This is a genomic window from Sphingobium jiangsuense (assembly GCF_014196495.1).
In the GTDB taxonomy this organism is placed as follows: domain Bacteria; phylum Pseudomonadota; class Alphaproteobacteria; order Sphingomonadales; family Sphingomonadaceae; genus Sphingobium; species Sphingobium jiangsuense.
The window spans coordinates 133889-159280 of the sequence record NZ_JACIDT010000010.1; the positions used below are offsets into that span (position 1 = coordinate 133889).

The window sequence follows — 25392 nt, forward strand, 5'->3', positions numbered from 1 at the left end:
CCAATGACATTCCCGTTCCCACTTCCCTAAATATCGTGTCCGGTGTACCCGCGCTCCCACAAGCGCTTGCGATTGGACAGAGGCCGTCCGGCCCTGCATGTTTAGGTGGAAGACATTAACAAAATGGAAAAACGGCCTCTCTCGCCGGGGCGGAGACATGATGGAAACGCCTGAAAATACGCCGGTCCAGCGCCTTGTGCTGTCCGCCGCGGGCAGGCGCGCGAGGCGGGCGGAATTGCTGTTCGCGCTCGACAATGAATGCGCGCGGATCGCGCGGGCGGCGCGGGAGCCGATGATGGCGCAGATTCGCCTCGCCTGGTGGCGCGACGGGCTGGCCTCGGCCGATGCGCTGCCCGCCCATCGCTCGCCGATGATGGACGCGCTGCGGGCGATGGAGGGCTTTCCGGCGGCGCGGGACGGGCTGATCGCGCTGATCGACGGCTGGGAGGAACTGATCCTCTGGGACGGGGAAGAGCCGGATGCGATGCTGCGGGCCTATGCCTCCGGCCGGGGCGGCGGCCTGTTCGAGGCCTTTGCGCCGGAACGGGGGGAGGAAGCGCGGCGCTGGGGCAGGCTCTGGGCGCTGTGGGATCTGGCCGGTCATCTGGATGAAGCCGAGCTTGCGCGCGCGGCGATACGGCAGGGCGGCGAACTGGCGCGCGGCCTTCCGGCGCGTCCGCTTTTGCCGCGCGCGCTTGCCATGCTGGGCGGCGCGGCGCGGCGCGATCTGGCGCGGGGCGGGGCGATGCCCGCCGCGCTGACGCCGGGGCTTTACATGCGGCTGCTGCGGCTCCAGATTTTCGGACGCTAACGGGGGCCAATGGGGGGAGACGTGCTGCTATGAATCGGTTTGTGGCGGGAGCGGCAGCGTGTCTGCTGCTGGTGACGGCGGGGCTGTTCTGGTGGCAGATCCGCGCGGAAAAGGCGGGCCCGGCGGCCACGCCGCAGCCGCCGGTCGCGGCGCAGGCGGATGAGAAACTGCCCGAAGGCGACGGGAATGCGATGGGCGCCGCGCCGCCGATGCCGCCCGAAGCCTCCGAGAAGGACCGGGAGGCGAAGCGGTTCGACCGCTACGACCGCAACCGCGACGGCATCATCACCCGCACGGAAATGATGGCGAGCCGCACCAAGGCGTTCAAGAAGCTCGATACCGACGGCAACAACCTGTTGTCCTTCGAGGAATGGGCGGTGGCGACGTCGGACAGGTTCGCGGGCGCGGACGGCAATGGCGACGGCAAGCTGACCCGCGCCGAGTTCGCGGCGACCGCGCCCAAGCCCGCCGCCAAGCCGAAGTGCAAATGCTGAGCGGTGCGCTCAGGCGGGGAGGGCTGTCTGCTCCGCCAGCCCTTCCTCCCGCATCCAGGCGGTGAGATCGGCGCGGGCGCGGGCGGTGTAGGCTTCCTTGCGGTCTTTCTTCTTCACCCGCTCGTCGGGCGGCGGGAACAGGCCGAAATTGACGTTCATCGGCTGGAAGCTTTCCGCATCCGCGCCGCCCGTCACATGCGAGAGCAGGGCGCCCAGCGCGGTCGTCACCGGCGGCGGGCGCAGCGGCCGCCCGCTCAGATCGCCGAGCAGGAAGCGCGCGGCGAGCAGGCCGATCGCGCCGCTTTCGACATAGCCCTCGCAGCCGGTCATCTGCCCCGCGAAGCGGATATGCGGCGCGGATTGGAGGCGCAGGGTCGGGTCGAGCAGCTTAGGGCTCTGGATGAAGGTGTTGCGGTGCAGGCCGCCGAGGCGGGCGAATTCCGCCTTCTCCAGCCCCGGTATGGTGCGGAACAGCTCGACCTGCGCGGCGTGGCGCAGCTTGGTCTGGAAACCGACCATGTTCCAGAGCGTGCCGAGCGCATTGTCCTGCCGCAGCTGCACCACCGCATAGGGCCAGCGCCCGGTGCGCGGATCGTCGAGCCCCATCGGCTTCATCGGCCCATGGCGCAGCGTCTCGCGCCCGCGCGCGGCCATGACCTCGATCGGCATGCAGCCCTCGAAATAGGGGGTGTCCTTCTCCCACTCCTTGAACTCGGTCTTGGGGCCGTCGAGCAGCCCCTGGACGAAGGCTTCATATTGCTCGCGGTTCATCGGGCAGTTGATATAATCCTTGCCGTCGCCTTCCGGACCGACCTTGTTCCAGCGCGACTGCATCCAGCAAATGTCCATGTCGATGCTGTCGCGATAGAGGATGGGCGCGATCGCGTCGAAAAAGGCGAGGCGTTCCATGCCGGTGGCCGCGCCGATGCTTTCGGCCAGCGGCCCGGCGGTGAGCGGGCCGGTCGCGACGATGGTCATGCCCTCGGCGGGCAGCGTGTCGATGCGCTCGCGCACGAGGGTGATGTTGGGATGCTCCGCGATCGCGCGGGTGACGCCTGCCGAGAACAGGTCGCGGTCCACCGCCAGCGCGGACCCGGCGGGAACCTTCGCGATCGCCGCCTGCGCCATCAGCAGCGAGCCGAGGTCGCGCATTTCCTGATGCAGCAGGCCGACCGCATTCTTCGCCGCGTCGTCGGAGCGGAAGCTGTTGGAGCAGACCAGTTCGGCGAGGCCGTCGGTCTGATGGGCAGGGGTGGTGTCGCCACCGCCGCGCATTTCCGAAAGGCGGACTTTCACGCCCGCCTGCGCCAGCTGCCAGGCGGCTTCCGAACCGGCCATGCCGCCGCCGATGATGTGAACCTGATATGTCATGGGCGCGGCATAAAGCGGCTTGCCCCAAAAGGCGAGGGGCTGGACTGGAAAAGAGGCGGGGCAGGCGGCGCCGAAAGCGGGCCGCCTGCCCCTCGATCATCGGCGGTAAGCCGAACGCCGGCGGCAGGTCGCGTCAGTCCGCGATCGTGCCGACCACCGCGCCCGCCGCGCCGCCGATGAGCGCGCCGTCCTTCACATCCTCGCCGGTCGCCGCGGCCACGCCCGCGCCGCCCGCCGCGCCGACACCGGCGCCGGTCAGCGTGGAACATCCGGCGATCATCGCCGCACTGGCGAGGATCAGCAGCGAAGCCATTGTCTTGCGCATTGCCATTCTCCTCAGGGTAATGTCCTCAACAGAACCAATGCGGCAGCAGGTAAAGGGTTCCGATTCAGCCGGCGTCAAATCCCGCGGGCAGCACATGTCGTCCCGTTTCGTCGAGGCGCAGCTTCGCCTTGGTGGTCACCGCCTCCATCGGCAGCGGGCCGTAGACATGGGGGAACAGCGCGCCGCCGCGCGATTCCTCCCATTTCACCGTGTCGCCCAGCGCGGCGAGATCGACCATGGCGAGGATCAGGTCGTCCTGCCCGGCGAAATGCTTCTCCAGCGTTCCGGCGACCTGATCCCGCGCCGACAGGTGGATATAGCCATCGGCGATATCCACCGGCGCGCCTTCGAACAGGCCGTCGGCGCGAAACCGGTCCCATTGATCGCGGGTCAGGATCTTGAAGGCGAAGAGATCGGCCATGCGGCGTTCCGCGCGGGTTATTCCCGCGCGTCCGCTCCATTGCCCTCGGGCGCGGTGGCGCCGCTCTCCTCGCCATCCTCCTCATTGTCCTCGATCTTCGCGGCGGAGACGACATGCTCCTCGTCCGCCACGTTGAACAGGCGCACGCCCGCGCTGCCCCGGCCGATCACGCGCATGCTGTCGAGGCTCATGCGGATCAGCTTCGCCTGATCGGTGACGAGCATCAGATGATCGTCCTTCTTCGCCGGGAAGCTGGCGACCACCGCGCCGTTGCGGGCGATGTTGTCGATATTGGTGATGCCCTGGCCGCCCCGGCCGGTGCGGCGATATTCATAGGCCGAGGACAGCTTGCCATAGCCGTTGGCGCAGACGGTGAGGATGAACTGCTCCCGCCCGGCCAGCTCGGCGAAGCGTTCCGCGCTCATCTGCGGCTCGCCTTCCTTCTCGGCCTTCCACGGGGCGTAGCGCAGATAATCCTCGCGCTCGTCCTGATCGCGCATGCCGCCGCGATGGAGGATGGAGAGCGAGATCACCTCGTCCCCGTCCTTCAGGCTCATGCCGCGCACGCCGGTCGACGAGCGGCTCTGGAACACGCGGACGTCCTCGCCCTGGAAACGGATCGCCTTGCCCTGGCGGGAGGCGAGCAGCACGTCGTCGCCCTCGGTCAGCAGCGCGACGCCGACCAGCCGGTCGTCGGCATCCTCGCCCTCGAACTTGATCGCGATCTTGCCGTTGGACGGGATGTTGGCGAACGCATCCATGCTGTTGCGGCGGACATTGCCCTTCGCCGTCGCGAACATGACGTGCAGGTTCGCCCATTCATTCTCATCCTCCGGCAGCGGCAGCACGGTCTGGATGACCTCGCCCTCGGCCAGCGGCAGCAGGTTGACCATCGGCCGGCCGCGCGTCGCCGGGCTGCCTTCGGGCAGGCGCCACACCTTCATGCGATAGACCTTGCCAAGCGTCGAGAAGAACAGCACCGGCGTGTGGGTGGAGGTGACGAACAGCTCCGTCACCGCATCCTCATCCTTGGTCGCCATGCCTGCGCGGCCCTTGCCGCCGCGCCCCTGCGCGCGGAAGCTGTCGAGCGGGGTGCGCTTGATATAGCCTTGCATGGTCACGGTGACGACCATGTCCTCGCGCTCGATCAGGTCCTCGTCCTCGATGCCGTCGGCGGCGGGCGCGATGGTCGAGCGGCGGGGGGTGGAGAATTCCTTCTCGATCGCCTCGAACTCCTCGCGCATCACAGCGTAGAGCTTCGCGCGGTCGGCGAGGATCGCCAGATATTCGGCGATGCTGGCGGCCAGTTGCGCCAGCTCGTTGCCGATCTCGTCGCGGCCCAGCGCGGTCAGGCGGTGCAGGCGCAGGTCGAGGATCGCGCGCACCTGCGTTTCCGACATCCTGTAGGTGTCGCCGCTGATCTCGCTCTCGATCGCCTCGACCAGGCGGATATAGGGCGCGATCTCGGCGATCGGCCATTCGCGGGCGAGCAGTTTTTCGCGGGCCTCGGCCGGGCTGGACGACCCGCGGATGATCCGCACCACCTCATCGAGATTGGTGACGGCGAGGACGAGGCCGAGCAAGATATGCGCCCGCTCGCGCGCCTTGTTGAGCTCGAACTTGGTGCGGCGGGTGATCACCTCCTCGCGGAAGCGGATGAAGGCGTCGATGATGTCCTTGAGGTTGAGCAGCTCCGGCCGCCCGCCGCGAATGGCGAGCATGTTGGCGGGGAAGCTCGACTGCGCCGGGGTGTGCCGCCACAGCTGGTTGAGCACCACGTCCGGCGTCGCGTCGCGCTTCAGGTCGATGACGATGCGCACGCCCTCGCGATTCGATTCGTCGCGAATGTCGCTGACGCCCTCGATCCGCTTGTCCTTGGCGGCTTCGGCGATCTTCTCGACCAGCCCCGCCTTGCCGACCTGGAACGGGATCTCGGTCAGCACGATGGAGCGGCGGTCGCCGCGCCCTTCCTCTATCTCATGGCGCGAGCGCATGATGATGGAGCCGCGTCCGGTCGCATAGGCGCTGCGCGCGCCCGACTGGCCGAGGATCAGCGCGCCGGTCGGGAAATCCGGCCCCGGCACGATCTCCATCAGTTCCTCAAGGCTCATCACCGGATTGTCGAGCGTCGCGATGCAGGCGCGCAGCACCTCGCCCAGATTGTGCGGCGGCACGTTGGTCGCCATGCCGACCGCGATGCCGCCCGCGCCGTTGACCAGCAGGTTGGGGAAGCGCGCGGGCAGAACCTGCGGCTCTCGCTCCGACCCGTCATAGTTCGGCGTGAAGTCGACCGTGTCCTTGTCCAGATCGTCCAGCAGCGCGTTGGCGACCTTGGCGAGGCGCGCCTCGGTATAGCGCATCGCCGCCGGGCTGTCCGGGTCCATCGAACCGAAATTGCCCTGACCGTCGATCAGCGGCACGCGCATCGACCAGTCCTGCGTCATGCGCGCCAGGGCGTCGTAGATGGAGGAGTCGCCGTGCGGGTGATATTTACCCATCACGTCGCCGACGATGCGGGCCGACTTGCGATAGGGCTTGCCCGCGACGAAGCCCTGTTCGTGCGCGCCGAACAGGATGCGGCGGTGGACGGGCTTCAGGCCGTCCCGCACGTCGGGCAGCGCTCGGCTGACGATAACCGACATCGCATAGTCGAGATAGCTCGACTTCATCTCATCGACGATGTCGATAGGGCTGATATCGGAAGGTTCGGCGAGCGCTGTCGCGTCGGTCAAGGCGATTCTCTTTTCGGCTTGTGGTTGGTACTGGTCGGTCGCACGTCCTAGCCCCTTGGCGCGCGCCTGTCACCCCTTGGAGTCACCCGTCGGGAACCATGGGCGCGACAGATAATTATGGCGGTGCGGGCGATCGCGGGTCGAAAAGAACGGATCGGCGCTTTCGGCCCGTCATGACATTTGACGAGCGAAGGGGTAATGCCCTACGCCGTTCAACGCTCATTCACGCCTTTCCTGATAGCCGTGTCCCCCGCGGTCAGGAAAGACCCCCGCCGGCCAGACCGGTTCGATAGGAGATAGGATATGCGTTTTGTTTCGCCGGTTGCTCTTGGACTCATGCTCGCCGTCGGCGGCGCATCGGTCGGAGTGTCCGCTCCGGCTCTCGCGAAGGAAGCGAAGAAGGAAGCTTCCGACGCCCCCAAGCTGAAGCTGTCCAAGGATTTCGTCCCCGCGATCACCAAAGCGAACGAGGCCGTCGCCAAGAAGGACGTCGAAGGCGCCAAGGCGGCGATGGCGGCCGCCCTTCCGCTCGCCACGACCAATGACGACAAATATCAATATTACGCCATCCTCCTCAACCTCAGCATCACCGCCAACGACGCGGCGATGCAGGGCGAGGCGCTGAAGGGCATGCTCGACACCGGGCTTGTGCCGCAGTTGCAGCAGGGCCAGTTCAACACCGTCGTCGCCAACAACGCGCTCGGCGCGAAGGATTACGACACCGCGATCGCCTATGCCACCAAGGCGCAGCAACTCGGCTACAAGCCGGATCAGGTGAGCCCGGTGCTCGCGCAGGCGATCTGGGGCAAGGGCGGCAACAACCCGCAGGAAATCTCGCGCGGGCTCGCCGTGTTCAAGCAGGGCATCGACGCGATGAAGGCTTCCGGGCAGGAGGTCCCCGCCCAATGGTATCAGGTCGGCGTGTCGAAGGCCGCCGCGGTCAACGCGCCGGAGCTGAAGGACTGGGCCAACATGGCCTATGAATCGGCGCCCACCGGTGAAAATCTGCGTACCGTGCTGCGCGTGTTCCAGCGCGAGAATCCGACGATGAGCAATCGCGAGAATCTCGACCTGCTGCGCCTGATGAACGTTTCCGGCGGTCTGGCCGTGAAGCCCGACTATCTCGAATATGCCGAAATGGCGTTCAAGGGCGGCCTTTACGGCGAGGTGAAGTCGTCGATCGACGCGGGCCGCGCCAAGGGCGTGCTGTCGGCGGCCGACGGCACCGAATATTATTCGGTCGCCACCCAGCGCATGGCATCGGACAAGGCCTCGCTCGCCTCCGCCGCCGCCGATGCGGCCAAGGCCGCCAACGGCAAGGTCGCCAGCGCCACCGCCGACGCCTATATGGGCTATGGCGATTATGCCAAGGCGATCCCGCTGTTCGAAACCGCGCTTCAGAAGGGCGGCATCGACGTGGCCGAGGTCAACACCCGCCTGGGCATCGCGAAGGCGCTGAGCGGCGACAATGCCGGGGCGCTGGCCGCGTTCGGCAAGGTGACGACCGGCAGCCGCGCGGGCATCGCTCAGGCGTGGTCGAAGTGGGTGCAGAACAAGTCCCGCGCCACGACTGCGGCCGCGCCCGCGAGCTGAGCGACCGGCTGCGACGGATGGAACGGAGGACTCTCTTGGAGAGTCCTCCGTTTTCCCCTAGAATGAAGCTGGAAATTCCGGGATGTGAATCCCGTCGGTGGTGAGGGAATGAAATGAAGAAGATGTGGCGATCGTCCATCGGCGCGGTTGTTCTGCTGGCCGGGATGATGGCGGCCGGTCAGGCTGCCGCGAAGAAGGAACCGGAAACCGGCCTGCGCGCCGCCGCCGCCTTTCGAGAGACCGTCCAGCGGACCGAGGCCAGCCTGAAGAGCGGGGACCTGACCGGCGCGGGCGGGCTGATCGCTTCCCTCAATGCGACGACCCCGTTCGAGAAATATCTGAAGGCCGGCCTGTCGATGGAACTGGCCGTGAAGCGCAACGACGTGGTCGCGCAGCGCAAGGCGATCGCCGAGCTGCTGGAAAGCGGGGCGGTGCCGCAGGCGCAGCTGGGCCATCTCAACCATGTCGCGGGTTTTCTTTCCTACCAGACCGGCGCGATCGACAACGCGGTCGTCTACCTCACCCGTGCGCGTGAGCTGGGCGTGACCGATCCGAAGGCGGCGCTGCTGCTGGTCGAATCCTATGTCCGCCAGCGCAAGATGGATGCCGCCGCGCAACTGCTCGACCAGACCATCGCCGCGCAGAAGCAGGCGGGGCAGGCGGTTCCGGCGAGCTGGTACGACCGTGCCGGAACGATCGCCGTCGCGCGCAAGGACTGGGCGGCGCTGGCGCGCTACAGCGGCGAGCGGCTGGCCGCCGGGCCGATTGCCGCGCCGACGTGGCGCACCGCGCTCGCCATCTACATGGAAGGCGCGCGGCCGGACAAGGAGGCGCAGCTCGACCTCTACCGGCTTCAGGCCGCGACCGGCTCGCTCGCCAGCGAGCGCGACTATCAGGGCTATGCGACGCTTGCCGCCGCGCAGGGCTATGCGGCCGAGGCCAAGAGCGTGCTCGACGCGGGCCTCAGCGGCGGGAAATTGCAGAGCAACGATCCGGTCGCCACGCCGCTGCTCAAGACGCTCAAGCCCCGCGCCGTCACCTATCTCGCGGCCATCAAGGGCCTGCCCGGAAAGGCGGGCAGCGCGGCGAGCGGCGCCAAGGCCGAGCAGGACGGGGACAAGCTGCTGGCGAACAGCCAGTTCGCGGAAGCCGTGCCCTATTATCGCACCGCGCTGGAAAAGGGCGTGCAGGATCGGGATCGCGCCGCGACCCGCCTCGGCATCGCGCTTGCGCGGTCGGGCGACTTCAACGGCGCGCGCGCGGCGCTGGCCGAGGTGAAGGGCAATGGCGCCTGGGCGCAGGTCGCGACCTTCTGGGCGGCCTGGGTGGACGCGCGCGCGGGCGCCAACGCCGCCTCCGCCACGCCGCCCGCCGTGACGCGGACGGCCGCCAACTGATATGAGCGATTGATCGCCGGAAGGATAAGGCGGTCGGCCATTGCGCGGCCGCCTTTTTTCCCGGCGATATGCCTTGCTATCCCTTCCTGGTCACCTCAGCGAAGGCTGGGGGCGCAGGCCAAGTCGCGCTCCGCATCCACAGATGCCAGCCTGCGCTGGCATGACGAAGAGATGAATGGCTGATTTAGGTTGGTTAGCTGCCGCTAGCCCCATTGTCATGCTGAGCTTGGTTAGCTGCGCTGGCCTTCGGCTCAGCATCCATGAAGCCCCACGAATCTGCGCTCGATCCGGTGAAATGGACCCTGAACCAGGTTCAGGGGTGACGATGCAGGCGAAGGCCCGCAATTAGCCAAAAACAGTCGATCCCCCGCAATCACCGCACCGGAACCCCCGGCTCGTTTTTCGAGGTGCGGATGGTGAGTGAGGTCTTGACGCTCTCCACATTCGGGGCCGAGGTCAGGTGCGTCGTCAGGAAGGTCTGGAAGCTTTGCAGGTCGCGCGCCACCACCTTCAGGATGAAATCGATCTCGCCGTTAAGCATATGGCATTCGCGCACTTCGGGCAGGGTGGCGACATGATCCTCGAAGGTCTTGAGGTCGTGCTCGGCCTGGCTCTTCAGGCTGACCATCGCGAAGACGGTGATCGTATAGCCCAGCGCCGGGCCGTTGAGCGCCGCGTGATAGGCCGAGATCAGCCCCTGATCCTCCAGCGCGCGCACCCGCCGCAGGCAGGGCGGCGCGGTCAGGCCGACCCTGCGGGCAAGCTCGACATTGCTCATGCGGCCATCTTCCTGCAACAGTGCCAATATGGCACGGTCGATGTCGTCAAGCGCTGACAGGCTCATACGGAAACAATATCCTTTCGCGAAATATGCTAAGCTTATAATAATATTTCAAAACTTTGCAAGCGTCCCACATTGCTACGTTTACCATCATTTCCGCCCTTTCGGCCCTTTTCCTGAGGTGCGGGAAGACCTAAGCTCTCGCCGGTCCCGATGATGATTCATCCCGATATCTTGCTGGAGTTGGCTGGTTGCGCTTTAACGATCTGACGCAGACCATATTGGCCGTCGAGGAACGGACAGGTCTTGCCGCCACGACGCTGTGGCGGCAGTGCGTCGATATGCTCGCCCAATATGACCAGCCGGGCCGGGCGCTGCTGCCGCAGGAGGACCGCGTCGCGCTGGTCGCAAGGCTCAACGACCTGCGCGGGGAATTGAGCGAGGCGCAGCGGATCGCCAGCGTCGTCGAGCTCGGTACCCGGCTGCGCTCCCCCGCGCTCGTCGAATTCTTCGCCAGCGACCGCCCCGCCGTCTGCGCCGCCGCCATGGCGCGCGCCTGCCTGCCCGACGCGGTGTGGCCGGTGCTGCTGTCCCGCCTCGGCCCGACCGCGCGCGGCGTCCTGCGCGGGCGCCGCGACATAGGCGAACGCACCCGCCTCGCGCTGGAAAGCTTCGGGTCGACCGATCTGGTTCTGGGCACCCGCCCGTCGCTGGTTTCCAACGATCTGGGCGAGGCGGTCGTCACCGATGTCGCCGCGCAGGCGGCGGAACAGGATGGCGCCGACGAAGCGATATTGGTGCTGGAAGAGGGCGTCGGCCCCGTCGAGCTGCCCGCCGGATCCGATGGCGGCCCCGACGCTGCCATGGCGGGCGCGGACGAGCGCAACCAGATCCGCCTGCTGGTCGAGAGGATCGAGCGCTTCACCAGCGCCGCGCGCGAACGCAACCGCATGGCCGCGAGCGAGGAGGCGGTAGAGGCGCTGGCCGCCTCCGCATTCCAGCCGCTGGATCATTTCCCGTTCGAAACCGATGCGGAAGGCACGCTGATTTGGGTCGGCGAGGCCAGCCGGACCGCGCTGGTCGGCCTGTCCATCGCGCAGCCCGCCACGCCGGGGGATACCGGGCCGGACGGGCATGTCGCGGGCGCCTTCGCCCGGCGCAGCAGCTTCCAGCACGGCCGCCTGTTCATCGGCGAGGGGCTGTACAGCGGCGAATGGCGGCTGTCGGCGGTTCCCTTTTTCGATCCGGCGACAGGGCGCTTCCAGGGCTATCGCGGGCAGGCGCGCCGCCCGCTGGTGCATGAGGTGCCGCATCAGGTGCGCTCTTCGGTCAGGGAGGCTACCCGCCAGCCCTCGCTCGATTCCATGCGGCAGGTCATTCACGAGTTGCGCACCCCGCTCAACGCGATCCTCGGCTTCGCGGAGATCATCGAGCAGCAGCTTTTCGGCCCCGCCGGCGTCCATTATCGCGAAATGGCGGGCAATATCCTGTCCGATGCGCGGCGCCTGATGGCGGCGTTCGACGATATCGACCTCGCCGCCCGCTCCGCCGCCTCGCTGGAGGAGGAGCCGGCCTCGCGCGCCCATGCCGATGCGGTCGATATGGAAGCGCTGATGGAGAAGGTCGCGTCGCTCTACGAAGAGCAGGGCGATCCCCCGGCCGCGCCGGTGCGCGTCACCGCGTCCGCCAACATCCCGCCCGCGCTGATCGAGCCGGTGCAGGGGGAGAGGATGATCCAGCATCTCGTCCGCACGCTCGTCTCGATCGCGGGCGAGGGCGAGCAGGTGAAGGGTGCCGTCTGGTTCCAGCCCGAAGGCCATAACGGCAAGCTGGTGATCGGCTTCGATCGCCCCGCGCGCCTCGCCGGGCTGGAGGAGCAGGATATTCTCGATCCCGGCTATGGCGCCGATGGGGACTGGCCCGACGGCCCGCTGCTGGGGCTGGGCTTTTCGATCCGCCTGGTGCGCAGCCTCGCGCAGGGGCAGGGCGGGGCGCTACGCATCGAGAATGAACGCATCCTGCTGGAGCTGCCGGTGGCCGACCGGGGCGTCGATCACGAAGCAGGGTGATTGGGCGGATGATCGCGCCGGGTGATTGGGCCGGGGCGCGGGAATAAAAGCATATCGCAACCTTTCTGCTATAAGGCCGCGATATGACCGCACCGCCATCCAGCCGGGAAACCCTTCTCGCGCCGCCATCTCCCGGCGATTTCATCGACCTGCCGGAAAGCTTCGGCACCCGCTTCATGCTGGTGGTCGACACCGAGGAAGAGTTCGACTGGGACGCCCCCTTCGACCGGGAAAGCCGCGCGGTCACGATCACCGATGCGATGGAGCGCGGGCAGGCGTATTTCGCCGCCGCCGGGGTGCGCCCGCTCTATGTGACCGATTATCCGGTGATCGACGATCCCGTCGCCGGGCCGATGCTGGCGCGCTGGGTCGCGCAGGGGCAGGCCGACGTCGGCGCCCATTGCCACCCGTGGGTCAACCCGCCCCATGTCGAGGAAGTGAATGCATTCAACAGCTTCGCGGGCAATCTTCCCGAAGCGTTGGAGCGGGCCAAGATCGCCGCGCTGCGCGACCGGCTGACCGAGGTGATCGGCAAGCCGCCGCTGGCGTTCCGCGCGGGGCGCTATGGCGTGGGGCCGAACAGCGGCGCGATCCTGCGCGACCTGGGCTTTCGCGTCGACAGCTCGATCCGCGGCCGCTTCGATTATGCCGCCCAGCATGGCCCGGATTTCGGCGGCCTGCCGCTGCTCCCCTATCGTGCCGGACCGGACGGAGGCTTGATCGAACTGCCGCTTTCCACCGCCTTTGTCGGGGGATTGCATGCTCTGGGCGATCGCCTGCCGGGCGTCGCGAGGGGCAGGGGGCTGGCGGCGGGCCTGCTGGCGCGAGCGGGCCTGCTGCAGCGCGTCCCGCTGACGCCGGAGGGCATCGACGCGCGCGACGCCGGGCGGGCGATCGACCGGCTGCTGGCCGACGGGTTGCGCCTGCTGATGTTCAGCTTCCACTCCCCCACGCTCGCGCCCGGCCACACCCCCTATGTGCGCACGCAGGCCGATCTCGACGCCTTTTACGGCTGGTGGGACAGAATATTCTCCCACCTCGCCCATCGCGGTGTCATGCCTGCGGGGCTGGAGGATGTGCTGGCTGCTGCGGATGGGGCGGGCTGACTGGCGGATATGGTCGGGGAGACAGGATTCGAACCTGCGACCCTCTGCTCCCAAAGGAGTTGGCCATCTACCATATTTTCGTTGTATTGCATAGGTTAAGCTGCCTCCTGAGAGCTGGTCCGGGATTTTTTCCGGGAGTTTTCCCTAGATTTCGCGGTCCGGCTCATTGCCTCGGCCAGATCGTCATCCGTGACATGAGCGTAACGCGCCGTAGTGGTGATGCTGGTATGGTTCAGTAAGCGTGAGACCAACTTCAGGCTGCCGGTGACGCGCAACACCCGTGTCGCTGTGTCGTGCCGGAAATCATGGAACCTGAAATCGGACAGCTTGGCCTTCGACCGCATGCGTTTCCACTGGCTGAGGGCGCCGGACTTGGTGATCGGATACCGCTTCCCCTTGACCCTGCCATCCCGTGTCCGGGTGGCGATATAGGTAAAGACCCATTCGCGATGATCGTCCTTTACGGATTTCAGGAGCACCTCCAGTTCCTCGCTGATCGGTGTGGTGACTTTGCGCCCACCCTTGCCGATCGTCACGATGGTCTTGGAAAACCAGTTGACGTTTTCCCAGCGGATCAGCGTTTCATTCAGGCGACGGCCTGACAGCCTGACGAACTCGACCCAAGGACGATAATCATCACGGATAGCGGCATCCAGGGCATCTTCCTCGTGATCGTGCAACTCGCGCACCCGTTCGGTCGGCTCCTTCAGCCAATGGTCTTTCCAGATGGGTTCCTGCGGAAAGCTATAACGCCACGTGCGACGGGCGCGGCTGAACAGGGCCTTCAGGACTTGCGTGGCTGTGCGGTTCACGGTGGCAGGGGTGACGGGCCGCACCGGCTTCTTTACAAGATCGCCAGCCTCGTTCCGAACCATGACGGTGGCCTGATGACCGCTCCGCCATGCCACCATCGCCGCAACATCGGCATCGGTGATTTCGTCAAGTCGCTTGTCTGCGCCGAAGAACTCCACGAGCCGGGCTAGGTTGCGGTAGGTGTCGCCGCTGTTGGCGTGGCGCTCTCCGACCTCAGACCAATACCGACCACAGGCAACATCAAGGGTGAGTGGGCCGTTGCCGGTGCGCTTCTCGGCTTCAATGTCCGCCTTCGCCTTCGCCTTTATCTGGCGTTCGACAAGTTCGGCATCTTTTTTGTTCCGGGCTTTTGTAGAGCCGTAAAAGCGACGACCTTGGATGCGGAAATCATAGCTGTAGAACGGGCTTTTGGGTGGCTTATAGACGGACATTTCGGGGTCTCCCTGACCTTCTGATTTTGCTTGAAGGTTTCGAGGTTCTTGTCGGTGAAGCGGTGGACTTTCCGCGTCGCGGTGCCGATGTTGATGAAGCGGAGCCGTCCGGCCTCGACGTGTTTCATCAGTGTCTTGACCGACATGGCCAGCTTCGCGGCGGCCTCCTTCGGGAGCATCATTCGCTCCCCGGTGGGGAGTTCGTGCCTCATGCATCGACCTCCCGATCACTGGCCATCGCGCGTTCCAGAATAGCGACAAGTTCGCTGTTGGCACTGCGATGATTGGTCTTTGCTCTGTCCGTCAGCCACGCCTTCAACTCAGGCGGCACACGAAAAATGACCTTCGGCAGTTCTCTGCTCGGCATGCTGATGCTCCTTGCCTCATTTTAATATGGCCATGGGCCATACATGGTCTATAAGGTCGGATGAAGCGCCGCAAGAAAAATATGGCCACTGGCCATAGGGAAGGGATCGACGTTATGACCAAGGCTCCCAGCCGTCAGTTGGACAAGTTCATCGTACGTCTGCCGGACGGGATGCGGGCTAGGATCGACGAGGCATCGAAGGTGTCGAAAAGAACGATGAACGCGGAAATCGTGGCGCGGTTAGAAGCAAGCTTCAAAGCCGAGGAAGATACGAGAGGACTGGCGTTCGTGAGGAGCGTCAAGGATCACGCGACCCAGACCGAACCGGACACCACTATCGACGCTCGTCTGACGGCCATCGAAAAACAGCTTGTCGTGCTCAACGAAAAGCTGTTGGGCAAAGCATAGCGAAACACCGCCGTCGTCGGCCCGCATCATCCAAGCCTGCAACTTCGATCAGGGTTCCCAGACGAAGTGGGCGACGTATCCCCAATAGGAATGGCTGCCATCTCGCGTGTCGAACATGATCTCTTGCACATTGCCAACCTGCTGCATGCGGACGCCTTGCTCTCCGGGTCGCAGATAGCGGCAGCCGAGGGCAAGCGCCTGATCGGGCCGCTTCGCGTTGTGCAGGTTCAGGCCACGCTCCAGATCGAAGACGCTGGGGCAGACGATCGCAAGATGCTTCGATGTTACCCGGTTCCGGGCCACACCGATGGGGAGTGGGTTAACCCCCTTCGGATCAGGCGAGACGGCGCTCGTGGTTGCCTCGACCTCACGATGTATTTTCCCCTGAGCACGGATCAGCGCGGCGGTCCCTTCCATCACCTGCTCATTCGTGGGCTGGGGTAGCTTCTCTTCATTGGACGCTCCCACCATGAACTTGAAGGCCAAGCCGACCGCTATCGCACCTAGCGCAACTTTCGTTGACAAGTTCATGTTCACTTCTCGTCCGTTTTCCAGATTGCAATTAATTGCACACGATCAAAGTGGCCCTTCAGGTCCATTTTTAGGCTCTGATAAGTAAGGATTATCGGAGGTTAGAAGGTGCTCGCCCTTCATCCCGTCACGTCCACAAGATGACCGCTCCGCAGGGTCAAACGGTGCTTGCAGGTCGGGCAATTCATCGAAGCGTCCTCGACGTTTCGGATCAGCACCGGGCCTTCGCAGTGAGGGCACCGGCCCGACCGGGCTGCATCCTTCTCGCCGACCAGCGCCTGCCATGATGCCTTCAGACACAGATAGGCGAAGGCGAGCACTCCAATGGTCAAGCCCACCGGACCTGCGATGACGCTGCCAATCGGTATGCCGATTAACAGTACGAGCAACGCTTTGCCGAACGTGCCCATGCCGCTGCCGAGTGTTACAGCCTGCTGAGACAGGGTGGGACTGCTCTGGAACTTCTGCCCGGTCCGTTGGCCGGTCGTTGCTTCCGCCGCTTCCCCCTGTGCTCTGATCCTCTGACGGATGCCTGATCCCTGATCGGCCATCATTGCCCCTCAATGTAACGCGATTGATGCTTCAGGCCGTAAGCTAATTACGAAAAGTTGCCGGTTACTTACTGATACATATCAAAATCGAAATAGCGTCCCTCATGGCGAGATCGGCACCCGGTTACGCATTGACCGGGAGGCACCATGGTCGATTTGCGGACGAGATTTGGCAGGCTGGTAAAGGCGCATCGCACGCGCATGGGGCTGACACAGGAGGCGCTGGCCGAGCGCGCCAACATCAGCACCGACATGGTTTCCAAGATCGAGGGCGGAAGCAGCGGCGCGCGCTTCGGCGTGATCGCGCAACTTGCCGACGCGCTGCAAGTCGATCCTGCTGAACTGTTTACGCCTAATCTCCCTTCAGGCCAACTTCAGCGGATGACATTGACGGACATTGTCAGTCGGCTTGGAAGCCTCAGCGATGGTGAGTTGCGTTGGCTGAACGGGATTATTGACGCGGCGCTACGGCCCAAGGGTTAGAGCGAACCGCGTTTAGGCTTTGCGAATAGCGATCGCGGACAGATCGGTTACAGGATCGACCGTCACGTCCGCCGCCTTGCGCTCGGAATAACGATCCACAAGCTGCGCGGCATGGGGGCGCAGCAGCACCGTGAACCGCACCAGTTCCTCCATCACGTCAACGATGCGGTCATAATAGCTGGACGGCTTCATGCGCCCGGCTTCATCGAACTCTTTGTAGGCTGTCGCCACGCTCGACTGGTTGGGAATGGTGAACATCCGCATCCAGCGACCGAGCAGGCGCAGCGTGTTGACCGCGTTGAACGATTGCGAGCCGCCCGATACCTGCATGACCGCGAGCGTGCGGCCTTGCGTCGGTCGCATCCCCTTCATTTCCAACGGAAGGTGGTCGATCTGTGCCTTCATGATGCCGGTGATCTGGCCATGCCGTTCCGGGCTGCACCAGACCATACCTTCGGACCAGAAAGCATGTTCGCGCAATTCGTGGACTGCGGGATGATCGTCCCCCTTCACCTGATCGGGCAAGGGCAGATCGGACGGATCGAAGATGCGGGTTTCCGCGCCGAATAGTTGCAGCAGGCGCGCAGCTTCTTCGACCGCGAAGCGCGAGAAAGAGCGTTCGCGCAACGACCCGTAGAGCAGAAGGATGCGCGGCGGCGGATCGCTCGCACCAAGCCCCGATGCGGGCCGCTCATGCACATAGCGGGGATCGAGCGCGGGCAGATAATCTAGGTCGGGAAGATGTCGGATACGGGTCAAGCAGTCGTTCCCCTTTCATACCAGCCGCGCGTGCGCTTCACGATGGCCACCACCGACAGCATTACCGGCACCTCGACGAGCACGCCGACCACGGTGGCGAGCGCAGCGCCGGATGTGATGCCGAACAGGCTGATCGCGGCCGCCACGGCCAGCTCGAAGAAATTGGACGCGCCGATCAGCGCCGAGGGCGCCGCCACGCACCATGCGACACCGAATTTACGGCTCAGCCAGTAGGCCAGCCCGGCGTTGAAATAGACCTGTATCAATATCGGCACCGCGATGAGCGCGATCACCAGAGGCTGTGCAAGGATCGCCTCGCCCTGAAAGCCGAACAGCAATACCAGCGTGGCCAGCAATGCGGTGAGGGACACCGGACCAAGCCCGGCGAGCAACCTGTCAAGCGCGGCCTGCCCACCAGAGGCCAGCACAGTTCGCCGGAGGAATTGCGCGACGACGACCGGCACGACGATATACAGGCCGACCGACAGCGCCAGCGTATCCCAAGGCACGGTGATCGAGGCGACGCCGAGCAGCAGGCCGACCAGCGGTGCGAAGGCGAACACCATGATGAGATCATTGAGCGCCACCTGGCTCAGTGTGAAATTGGGTTCGCCGTCGCACAGGTTCGACCAGACGAACACCATCGCCGTACAAGGTGCGGCGGCGAGCAGGATCAGCCCGGCGATATAGGAGGGTGCCTGTCCCTCGGGCAGCAGCGGCGCGAACAGATAGCCTAGGAAAAAAGTGCCAAGCAGCGCCATCGAGAAGGGTTTGACCGCCCAGTTGATGAACAGGGTGACGCCGACACCCTTCCAGTGCTGGCGGACGGACCCTAATGCGCCGAAGTCGATCTTGAGCAGCATCGGCACGATCATCAGCCAGATCAGCACCGCGACGACGAGATTGACGTTGGCGACCTCTGCCGATGCGATCACACCGAACAGGTTGGGCAGCGCATGGCCGAGCGCGATACCCACTACGATGCAGAGCGCCACCCAGAGGCTCAGATACCGCTCGAAGAAGGAAATGCCCGGACGAGGCGGCACCGAGGCCGCAAGGGGAGCCGTTGACATAGCTACCTCAAGCGACCCGCTGACCGTGTTCGTCCACGACCCGCTCGCCATCTTCCTTAGCGAATGCACCTTGCTGCGAAGGCAGCAGGTCCAGCACGGTTTCCGAAGGGCGACACAGCCTAACACCGAGCGGCGAGACGACCAGCGGTCGGTTGATAAGGATCGGATGCGCCATCATCGCGTCAAGCAAGGCCGCATCGCTCAGGCTTTCATCGCTCAAGCCGAGTTCGCCATAGGGCGTGCCTTTCTCGCGCAGCAGATCGCGCGGCGTGATCCCGGCGCGTTCGATGAGTTGGACGAGCAGTTCGCGGGTTGGCGGTGTCTTGAGATATTCGATGATATGCGGCTCAGTCCCCGCATTGCGGATCAGGCCCAGCACATTGCGCGAAGTGCCGCACTCCGGGTTGTGGTATATGACGATGTCGATCACGCAGCATCTCCGCGCCGCGTGGTCGATCCTTCAACATGACCAATCTCTCGTAGCTTCGCAGCGAGCGCCTTGGCTTCGAGGGCTTCAAGGGGCAGCGCAAGGAACAGTTTAAGCCGGTTTTCCAGATAGCGGAGCGCCGTCACGAAGGCGCGCTCACGCTCTATATCCGTCCCTTCAACATGGCTGGGGTCTTCGATGCCCCAATGCGCGGTTATCGGATGGCCCGGCCAAACCGGGCAGGTTTCACCGGCTGCATCGTCGCAAACGGTGAACACGAAATCCATGTGCGGCGCATCCGGCCGGGAAAACTCCTCCCAGCTTTTCGAGCGCAGTCCTTTGGTCGGATAGCCGATCCGCTCAAGCAATCTTAGCGCGTCCAGGTTGATCGTCCCTTTGGGAAAGCTCCCTGCCGAGAAACCACGGAAACGGCCTTCGCCCAGCTTGTTAAGCGCGCTTTCGGCAAGGATCGAGCGGGCTGAATTACCAGTGCATAGGAACAGGACATTGAACACGCGACTGGTGGGCATGGCGGTATCCTTCAACAGCAGGTCAGTTCAGCCAACAGCGGCTCGCAAAGCTCGGCGCGGCCTTGGCAGCAGTCTTTGGCCAGAAAGAGCATCAGATCGCGCAGGGCGCTGATGTTCGCGCGTTGGATCATCTGCCGCCCACGCTTCTCCGACATGATGAGACCCGCTTTCACCAACACTGCCAAATGCGTGGAAAAGGTGCTTTGGGTCAGGCCGAAATCTTCAGCCAGTTGTCCGGTTGATAGGCCGCCCGGCTCATGTTGAACGAGGAGGCGAAATGCCGCGAGGCGTGTGGGGTGCGCCAGAGCCGCCAAGGCGACGAGAGCATCATCGGTTCTCATGCATCGGGATTATCCGATGCAATGGCGGAGGTCAATAAGCATCGTGAATAACCGATGGAAGCGCCAACAATCAAAGGACCGCGCCAGCGGCGTTGTCGGTGAACAAGCTCCCATCGCGGACGTAGCGGCCCAACATGGCGTCGCTCTTGTGGCCCGTTTGCGCCCTGACCTTGAACGTGGATGCCCCCGCTATTACGGCGCTAGTCGCGAAACCAGCGCGCAGGGAGTGACCGGAGAAAGTGGCGGGGTCAAAGCCCGCCGCCGCCACGCGCTTCTTCGTGATCGTCGATACTGCTTCCCCGGATAGGCGATCGGGGGCGATATGCCCGTGCCGGTCGATGCTGCGGAAGATCGGTCCCTGTTCGATCCCGGCATGGGCGAGCCAGTCGGTCAGGTGACGCACCGGACACCAACGTGTGCGCCCATGCGGGATGGCGATCTTACGGCCTTGTCCGTCCTGATCGGTTTTCGACCTGCGGAGATGCAACACGATCCCTTGCCGGACATGCTCGACATCACCGCAGTCCAACCCAACCAGTTCTGAGCGACGGAAGGCGGCGGCAAAGCCGAGCAACAAGAGGGCACGGTCGCGCACGTCGATGGTGCGATCCCCCATCTTCTCCAACACCATGAACAGATCATCGCGTTGCAGGGCTTGGGCCTCGCGCTGAGCTACGCCCCTGATCCGCCTGATCCCTCGCATCGTCGCCTTCACGATTTCGGCCCGGCAAGGATCGCCATGACCAGAGGCCCGATGTGCTTTGGCGATGGCCGCGAGCCTTCGTTGGATCGTCGCGACGCCGAAGGCGTCGGCGATCTCGGCAAGGTAGGCTGCGACAACTTCCGGTGAGCAAGGAATATCCCTGCCAGATGCCCGGAAATGGGCCAGATCGGCCGCGTAGGCACGTTTGCTGTTGGCGGATAGGGAATGGGTTAGAAGGCGACGGATCGGCTCTGAGAGCGGCCCTGCGGGCTGATGCTGCCAATCCGAGGAAGTGCCAGAATTGCAATTAATTGCACAACTCGCACCGCTTTCATTTTGTACAATTATTTGTTTTTGCATATCGCAATTTATCCTGTGATTTCAAAATCATATTCCAAAGTCGCTATGCCCAAAAAAGGGGGTCTAAGGATCGCGAAATTTCAGCCCAATTTCCGCTCCTGACGGGCGTAGGCTTCAGCCAGTCGCTGATCGCGATCCGACAGCAGATCGTCGGACAGCTTGTGCAGGGCGAGCAAGCGTTCCTCGGCGGCGGCGTGGCTTTCCAGCGTGCCATCGTGGCGAATGTGCGCGATCCTGACATCCGGCAGCCTGTAGAGGTGACGGGCGATCAGCGAGAAGCGATGACATTGCAGCGGGTCGCGTTCGGCACACAGGAGAGCGGGCGTGCATCTAGCAGCTATGGCCAGAACGCTCTCGATCCCTGTGGAGAAGGCAGCAGTCGTGCGTCGGGTTGCGTAGTCGGTGGGACCGCTCATCGGCATCCCGCCCAGATCATCGCCCAGGTGGACGTAGGCGATGCCAACCCGGTTCAGCCGGACCCGCAGTTGCGGCTTGTTGAAGTGTTGCCAGCGCGACCGGGGCGATGATCGCACGTCGATGACGCAGCCGATGTTGAATTGGTCGAGAGCGTAGCTGAACTCGTCCCAGCCAGCATTAGAGTGTCCGAGAGATAGGATGTCCTTCACGATGAACCTTTCAAAACAAGGATCATCCTATTGAAATGCCTACATAAATACAGTTATTTCAACATCTTATGTGCATTTTGACTGTACGTCGCTGGCCCATTGCCCCCGCTGCATCATCCCAGCGCGTTCGATGCCTTATCGCGTCGTTGCTCGGTGGCTGACTGCCAAGCGCACAAGGGCATCCTCCTTGCCGATCAGCCCTCTGCCTTTCCGTTCTGCGCCACATGCGATCAGCGCGGCCTCGACATCGGCATATTGCTCGGCAGGCAGACGCAAGAGGACTGAACGGAATGATCCTTCTGATGGCGTGTCTTGCCTCTCTAGGGCGGCTGGGAGCGCGTGTGCGGGCGTTCGGGTCGCGATCCCTAGCTTCGTCTGCATGGCGCGCTGACTGATCCTCGCCGGTTGGTTCGCGGCATGGCGTGCGACGATCTGGAGCTTCGTCCAGCCGATCCTCTCGGCCTGCTCCTCGGTGATGCTGTATTCGGCAAGAAACCCGCCGACGTTCAACAGGTAGAACAGCGCCCGGCGTTTGATCCCCGCCACCCGCTCGACCTCATGCAGGAAGGTGGGGTCATTGCTATGCGCCGCCCACAGGGCACGTGCGAAGGCGTGGAAGCTCTTCGTGGGTTTGATCGCGAGTGCCAGCGCCTCCTGCTTGAGGTGATCGACATCGGGCGTGGCCTGAACCGAGGTCATGGGTGCTCCTGCATCTTGAATGCACCCGGACATATCGTCTCGATCCTAACGGACGGCTGATTGCAATTAATTCCAATAACGATCGGATGCTGAACCTGAGTGCCACCGCCTCCGACGCTCCCTGACGAGAGCATTCAACAATCACGGAAGCATGACGATTGGGTATTGTTTGCTTTGTTCCTGTTTCGGGAGAGATGCCAGCATCGTAACATGGCGTCCCGTAGGAGCGGAGCGAGTGCGGGATCGCCCTACTATTCCTACCGTAAGGTAGGAGTAGTAGGTAGCCTCTCCTATTTACACCTCTTACCATATATATACGTCATGCTTCCGTGACACTTAACCGTAATTTCGGGGCTGTTTCAGGCGAACAGCGACATGCCCTCATTCGCCATGACCTTGATCTCGTAGCCCTCGGTTTGCATCGCCTCAGCGAAGGCGTCGCTGTCGAAATAGACGCAAAGCTTTTTGCCTGCGCCGATACCTTCCGGTTTGATCGTCACGATGTGCGCCGCATATTCGCGCAGGCGCTTCAGGGCGGTGTTGATCTCGCCCGGCCCCAAGCCCGCCGATGTCGCCCAATGCGCCTTCAACATGGCGAGGCACGGCCCGTCATTACCCTTCCACTTCGGATTGATGGTCCGCCAGAGGTAGGCGATCCGGTAGAGCAACACCGCTGCTGGCCAGTGGCACCCCACGACAGCTTGGCAACGCGCCAGATGGCCGGGGCTGGACATCTTTAATTCGCGCTTGGCCGCTTCCTTGATCTTCTTGGCCTGCTTCAGCTTGCTCGGCGGGGCCTTGGCATCTTTCGCCTTGGTCTTGCCCTTTGCGAGCAACTTGCCCAACTCGGCCTTGGCTTTCTCCTTAGGGAGGAACGGGACAATTTCGGACATCGGTATTCTCCTTCTCGGTTGCACCGAAGGAGCGCCGGGCTTAGGAATGCTGTTGCACATCAGCGTCGTCCCGGCGCTCCTGAAGGCCCTCGCCCTGCAAGGCGAGGGTTTTCTCGTTTCAGGGTTGCTGCGGGAGACAGTGCTTGTCCCTCACCTCACTAGATCGGAACGCGGGACACGACTTCCGGCACTGATCCATTCCGGGATTATTCCGGGAGTTGCGGTGCCCATTCCGGGATTTCCGGGGGTTTTTGTTCCCTTCAAGGTGTGAGAGGTGGACCTGATCGTTCGCCTCAATCACCTGAAAAATATAGGGAAAATTGGTCGGGGAGACAGGATTTGAACCTGCGACCCTCTGCTCCCAAATTAGAAAAATGGGCATTTCGCGACATTCCGGCATATAGCAAAAATGCCAGTTCTCCCTAGATTTACGAGACTCTTGCGCTCGCTGAAATTCCGCGTGATAAGGCGAAATTCCGGTTCGGTGGCGACCCGGTGGCGACCCGAGAGACATTATGGCAAAGCTCACGAAGTCCGAAATCGACAAGGCGGAAGCCAGGACGACCCGCTACACACTATGGGATGACGAGGTGCGCGGCTTCGGCGTGCGCGTGTTTCCGAGCGGTCAAAAGAGCTTCGTGCTGGAGTATCGGCCAGGGGCGGGCGGCCGGGGCGTTGCAAAGAAGCGGGTGACGATCGGCGTCTATGGGCGCGACCTGACACCTGACGCGGCCCGCAAGCTCGCGCGCGAGATGCTGGCCGATATTCGTCGCGGCGATGATCCTGCCGCCAGCCGTCGCCGTTCGCGGGCCATGCCGACCTTCCGCGACTTCGCCGAAGAGTATCTGGCGGAAGGCAAGGCGTTGGGCTTGAGCCCCAACACCATCGTGAATTACGGCGTGTGGCTTCGGCGTCATGCGATGCCGGCGCTCGGTGGCACGCGCCTTGATAGCGTCCAGCCGGCCGACGTGCGCCGATTGCACCGGGCGATCGGGAAGACTAAGCCGGTCACGGCCAACCGCGTCGTCGTGGCGGTGCGCGCCGTGTTCAACTATGCGGCCGCCGAAGAGTTGCTGGCCAAAGAGCAGAACCCGGTGCGGGAAGTCCGCCTGTTCGACGAACAGGCCGTGGAGCGTTTTCTGACGATCGAAGAGTTGGAACGGCTCGGGACAACGCTTCGGCTGGCCGAAACGGAGGGGCTTCCGTGGACGGCACCGCCTCGCGCCGATCGGAAGGCAAAGCACCGGCGGAAGCCGGAGAATCAACGGACAATTCTCGGGCATGACGAGACGGCGGCCATTCGGCTCTTGCTCTTCACGGGGCTACGGCTCCGCGAAATCCTTCATGCCCGGTGGGCCGACGTCGACATGGAACGGGGAATCCTCACGCTCCCCGACAGCAAGACGGGGAGACGTCCCGTCATTTTGAGCGAAGCCGCGCTGGAAATCCTGCGAACGCACCCGCGCTCCAGCGACTACATCATTGCCGGGCTCGATCCCGAAAAACCCCGCGCCGATCTGAACCGGCCGTGGAAAGCCGTTCGAACGCACGCCGAGCTTGAAGGTCTTCGCCTCCACGATCTGCGGCACAGCTTCGCCTCTGTCGGTGCTGCTGGCGGCATGGGACTCCAGATTGTCGGTCGCCTTCTCGGCCACCGGCACGCCTCCACAACGCAGCGCTACGCCCACTTGGCCGACGACCCGCAGCGGCGGGCGGCCGATATGATCGCCGGAAGCATCGCCGCTGCGCTGGCGGGGAAGGCGAAAGCAGCATGACTGGCGAGCGGAAGCCGGGTCGCCCCAAGGGCTCGGGGAATCCCGCCTACGCTGCTGTTGAGGTTCTCGCGCGGGAACTCGCGCCATATTGTGCTTCGAACACTGAGGCCGTTCGACTTGCAGTCGAAATGCATCTCAACTTTGGCGACATTTCTTACGAGGGCGAGGATACTCAGGGGTTGCAGATACTTGGCAAGAAGGAGCGCCCGACCGAAGGTTTGTTGCCGATCGACCCCCACGACGACAAACGGCGGCTTAGCGCGGATGAATCCCGCCACAAAGCCGCAATGGCTCGGTGGCAAGCAAGGCTTAAAGCCCATGTTATCGGCCCGGATGAACCACCTCCCTGGCCTCGGTTTACTCTCGCTTCGACTGATACGGTAGTCGACCAAATCGCGCGCAAACTTCCTCCACACCCTGCGCAGCGGAAAAATTCGATCGGCTGACTTTCTCACGGAATATTCGGCATCAGTTCCATGCGACCTCTGGCGACGCGGTGACATTCCGCGACGATCCACGGAG

General features: G+C 63.8%; 28 protein-coding genes. 10 read left to right on the top strand and 18 right to left on the bottom strand.

What is annotated here, in order from left to right:
• Nucleotides 1-157 precede the first annotated feature (157 nt).
• Nucleotides 158-811 (top strand): hypothetical protein, encoded by a 654-nt coding sequence (locus GGR43_RS14560; RefSeq protein WP_188072714.1) that lies wholly within the window; start codon nt 158-160, stop codon nt 809-811.
• Between the two features lie 29 nt (nt 812-840).
• Nucleotides 841-1305, top strand: coding sequence for an EF-hand domain-containing protein (locus GGR43_RS14565; RefSeq protein WP_188072715.1), 465 nt, complete (start codon nt 841-843; stop codon nt 1303-1305).
• Between the two features lie 9 nt (nt 1306-1314).
• Here GGR43_RS14565 and trmFO read toward each other — a convergent pair whose 3' ends face one another.
• The 4 genes from trmFO to gyrA all read right to left on the bottom strand — a co-directional run bounded on the left by trmFO (nt 1315) and on the right by gyrA (nt 6154).
• Nucleotides 1315-2676: a methylenetetrahydrofolate--tRNA-(uracil(54)-C(5))-methyltransferase (FADH(2)-oxidizing) TrmFO gene (gene trmFO / locus GGR43_RS14570; RefSeq protein ID WP_188072716.1), complete on the bottom strand. Its 1362-nt coding sequence runs from the start codon at nt 2674-2676 to the stop codon at nt 1315-1317.
• A gap of 133 nt (nt 2677-2809) precedes the next feature.
• Nucleotides 2810-3001 carry a hypothetical protein gene (locus tag GGR43_RS14575; protein ID WP_246343768.1) on the bottom strand — a complete coding sequence of 64 codons (192 nt, stop codon included), beginning with the start codon at nt 2999-3001 and terminating at the stop codon, nt 2810-2812.
• Between the two features lie 64 nt (nt 3002-3065).
• On the bottom strand, nt 3066-3422 hold the full coding sequence (locus tag GGR43_RS14580; RefSeq protein WP_188072718.1) for a DUF952 domain-containing protein: 357 nt from the start codon (nt 3420-3422) through the stop codon (nt 3066-3068).
• Nucleotides 3423-3439: 17 nt separating this feature from the next.
• Nucleotides 3440-6154, bottom strand: coding sequence for a DNA gyrase subunit A (gyrA, locus tag GGR43_RS14585; RefSeq protein WP_188072719.1), 2715 nt, complete (start codon nt 6152-6154; stop codon nt 3440-3442).
• Between the two features lie 303 nt (nt 6155-6457).
• On the opposite strand from gyrA, the gene GGR43_RS14590 reads away from it, so the two are divergent.
• Together GGR43_RS14590 and GGR43_RS14595 are read left to right on the top strand one after the other, a co-directional pair.
• Entirely contained in the window at nt 6458-7747 is a 1290-nt protein-coding gene (locus tag GGR43_RS14590) for a hypothetical protein (protein ID WP_246343770.1), read from the top strand.
• 113 nt (nt 7748-7860) lie between these two features.
• The gene (locus tag GGR43_RS14595) at nt 7861-9144 is read left to right on the top strand and encodes a tetratricopeptide repeat protein (RefSeq protein ID WP_188072720.1); all 1284 of its coding nucleotides are present in this window, start codon (nt 7861-7863) and stop codon (nt 9142-9144) included.
• A 373-nt stretch (nt 9145-9517) separates the two neighbouring features.
• Here GGR43_RS14595 and GGR43_RS14600 read toward each other — a convergent pair whose 3' ends face one another.
• Nucleotides 9518-9988: an Lrp/AsnC family transcriptional regulator gene (locus tag GGR43_RS14600; protein ID WP_188072721.1), complete on the bottom strand. Its 471-nt coding sequence runs from the start codon at nt 9986-9988 to the stop codon at nt 9518-9520.
• 188 nt (nt 9989-10176) lie between these two features.
• On the opposite strand from GGR43_RS14600, the gene GGR43_RS14605 reads away from it, so the two are divergent.
• Together GGR43_RS14605 and GGR43_RS14610 are read left to right on the top strand one after the other, a co-directional pair.
• Nucleotides 10177-11994 carry a sensor histidine kinase gene (locus GGR43_RS14605; RefSeq protein WP_188072722.1) on the top strand — a complete coding sequence of 606 codons (1818 nt, stop codon included), beginning with the start codon at nt 10177-10179 and terminating at the stop codon, nt 11992-11994.
• Between the two features lie 83 nt (nt 11995-12077).
• Nucleotides 12078-13100 carry a polysaccharide deacetylase family protein gene (locus GGR43_RS14610; RefSeq protein WP_188072723.1) on the top strand — a complete coding sequence of 341 codons (1023 nt, stop codon included), beginning with the start codon at nt 12078-12080 and terminating at the stop codon, nt 13098-13100.
• A 95-nt stretch (nt 13101-13195) separates the two neighbouring features.
• Here GGR43_RS14610 and GGR43_RS14615 read toward each other — a convergent pair whose 3' ends face one another.
• Together GGR43_RS14615 and GGR43_RS14620 are read right to left on the bottom strand one after the other, a co-directional pair.
• The gene (locus tag GGR43_RS14615; protein WP_188072724.1) at nt 13196-14344 is read right to left on the bottom strand and encodes a tyrosine-type recombinase/integrase; all 1149 of its coding nucleotides are present in this window, start codon (nt 14342-14344) and stop codon (nt 13196-13198) included.
• A gap of 208 nt (nt 14345-14552) precedes the next feature.
• The gene (locus tag GGR43_RS14620) at nt 14553-14711 is read right to left on the bottom strand and encodes an Arc family DNA-binding protein (protein WP_188072725.1); all 159 of its coding nucleotides are present in this window, start codon (nt 14709-14711) and stop codon (nt 14553-14555) included.
• Nucleotides 14712-14825: 114 nt separating this feature from the next.
• Here GGR43_RS14620 and GGR43_RS14625 point away from each other — a divergent pair, with 114 nt between their 5' ends.
• Nucleotides 14826-15119, top strand: a complete 294-nt coding sequence (locus tag GGR43_RS14625; RefSeq protein WP_188072771.1) for an Arc family DNA-binding protein — start codon at nt 14826-14828, stop codon at nt 15117-15119.
• 48 nt (nt 15120-15167) lie between these two features.
• On the opposite strand, the gene GGR43_RS14630 is transcribed toward GGR43_RS14625, so the two are convergent.
• Together GGR43_RS14630 and GGR43_RS14635 are read right to left on the bottom strand one after the other, a co-directional pair.
• On the bottom strand, nt 15168-15650 hold the full coding sequence (locus GGR43_RS14630; protein ID WP_223177465.1) for a hypothetical protein: 483 nt from the start codon (nt 15648-15650) through the stop codon (nt 15168-15170).
• Between the two features lie 119 nt (nt 15651-15769).
• Entirely contained in the window at nt 15770-16204 is a 435-nt protein-coding gene (locus GGR43_RS14635; protein WP_188072727.1) for a hypothetical protein, read from the bottom strand.
• Between the two features lie 144 nt (nt 16205-16348).
• On the opposite strand from GGR43_RS14635, the gene GGR43_RS14640 reads away from it, so the two are divergent.
• Complete coding sequence (locus GGR43_RS14640) at nt 16349-16684, top strand: helix-turn-helix domain-containing protein (RefSeq protein ID WP_188072728.1); 336 nt, start codon at nt 16349-16351, stop codon at nt 16682-16684.
• A 12-nt stretch (nt 16685-16696) separates the two neighbouring features.
• On the opposite strand, the gene arsH is transcribed toward GGR43_RS14640, so the two are convergent.
• From arsH to GGR43_RS14685, 9 genes are all read right to left on the bottom strand, one after another.
• Nucleotides 16697-17443 (bottom strand): arsenical resistance protein ArsH, encoded by a 747-nt coding sequence (gene arsH, locus GGR43_RS14645; RefSeq protein WP_188072729.1) that lies wholly within the window; start codon nt 17441-17443, stop codon nt 16697-16699.
• Nucleotides 17440-18516 (bottom strand): ACR3 family arsenite efflux transporter, encoded by a 1077-nt coding sequence (gene arsB / locus GGR43_RS14650; protein WP_188072730.1) that lies wholly within the window; start codon nt 18514-18516, stop codon nt 17440-17442. The genes arsH and arsB overlap by 4 nt, the downstream gene beginning before the upstream one ends.
• Before the next feature lie 7 nt (nt 18517-18523).
• The gene (arsC, locus tag GGR43_RS14655) at nt 18524-18943 is read right to left on the bottom strand and encodes an arsenate reductase (glutaredoxin) (protein ID WP_188072772.1); all 420 of its coding nucleotides are present in this window, start codon (nt 18941-18943) and stop codon (nt 18524-18526) included.
• Nucleotides 18943-19473, bottom strand: coding sequence for an arsenate reductase ArsC (locus tag GGR43_RS14660; RefSeq protein WP_188072731.1), 531 nt, complete (start codon nt 19471-19473; stop codon nt 18943-18945). The genes arsC and GGR43_RS14660 overlap by 1 nt, the downstream gene beginning before the upstream one ends.
• An 11-nt stretch (nt 19474-19484) precedes the next feature.
• Nucleotides 19485-19814 (bottom strand): ArsR/SmtB family transcription factor, encoded by a 330-nt coding sequence (locus tag GGR43_RS14665; RefSeq protein WP_188072732.1) that lies wholly within the window; start codon nt 19812-19814, stop codon nt 19485-19487.
• Between the two features lie 70 nt (nt 19815-19884).
• Nucleotides 19885-20877, bottom strand: coding sequence for a site-specific integrase (locus GGR43_RS14670; RefSeq protein ID WP_246343772.1), 993 nt, complete (start codon nt 20875-20877; stop codon nt 19885-19887).
• 80 nt (nt 20878-20957) lie between these two features.
• A complete protein-coding gene (locus GGR43_RS14675) occupies nt 20958-21503 on the bottom strand; it encodes a DUF488 domain-containing protein (RefSeq protein WP_188072733.1) in 546 nt (181 codons plus the stop codon).
• Nucleotides 21504-21638: 135 nt separating this feature from the next.
• Complete coding sequence (locus GGR43_RS14680; RefSeq protein WP_188072734.1) at nt 21639-22202, bottom strand: hypothetical protein; 564 nt, start codon at nt 22200-22202, stop codon at nt 21639-21641.
• A 359-nt stretch (nt 22203-22561) separates the two neighbouring features.
• On the bottom strand, nt 22562-23095 hold the full coding sequence (locus tag GGR43_RS14685; protein WP_188072735.1) for a hypothetical protein: 534 nt from the start codon (nt 23093-23095) through the stop codon (nt 22562-22564).
• Nucleotides 23096-23610: 515 nt separating this feature from the next.
• Here GGR43_RS14685 and GGR43_RS14690 point away from each other — a divergent pair.
• Nucleotides 23611-24870, top strand: a complete 1260-nt coding sequence (locus GGR43_RS14690) for a site-specific integrase (protein WP_188072736.1) — start codon at nt 23611-23613, stop codon at nt 24868-24870.
• Nucleotides 24867-25316 (top strand): hypothetical protein, encoded by a 450-nt coding sequence (locus tag GGR43_RS14695; RefSeq protein WP_188072737.1) that lies wholly within the window; start codon nt 24867-24869, stop codon nt 25314-25316. Before GGR43_RS14690 ends, GGR43_RS14695 begins: the two co-directional genes overlap by 4 nt.
• Nucleotides 25317-25392 lie beyond the last annotated feature (76 nt).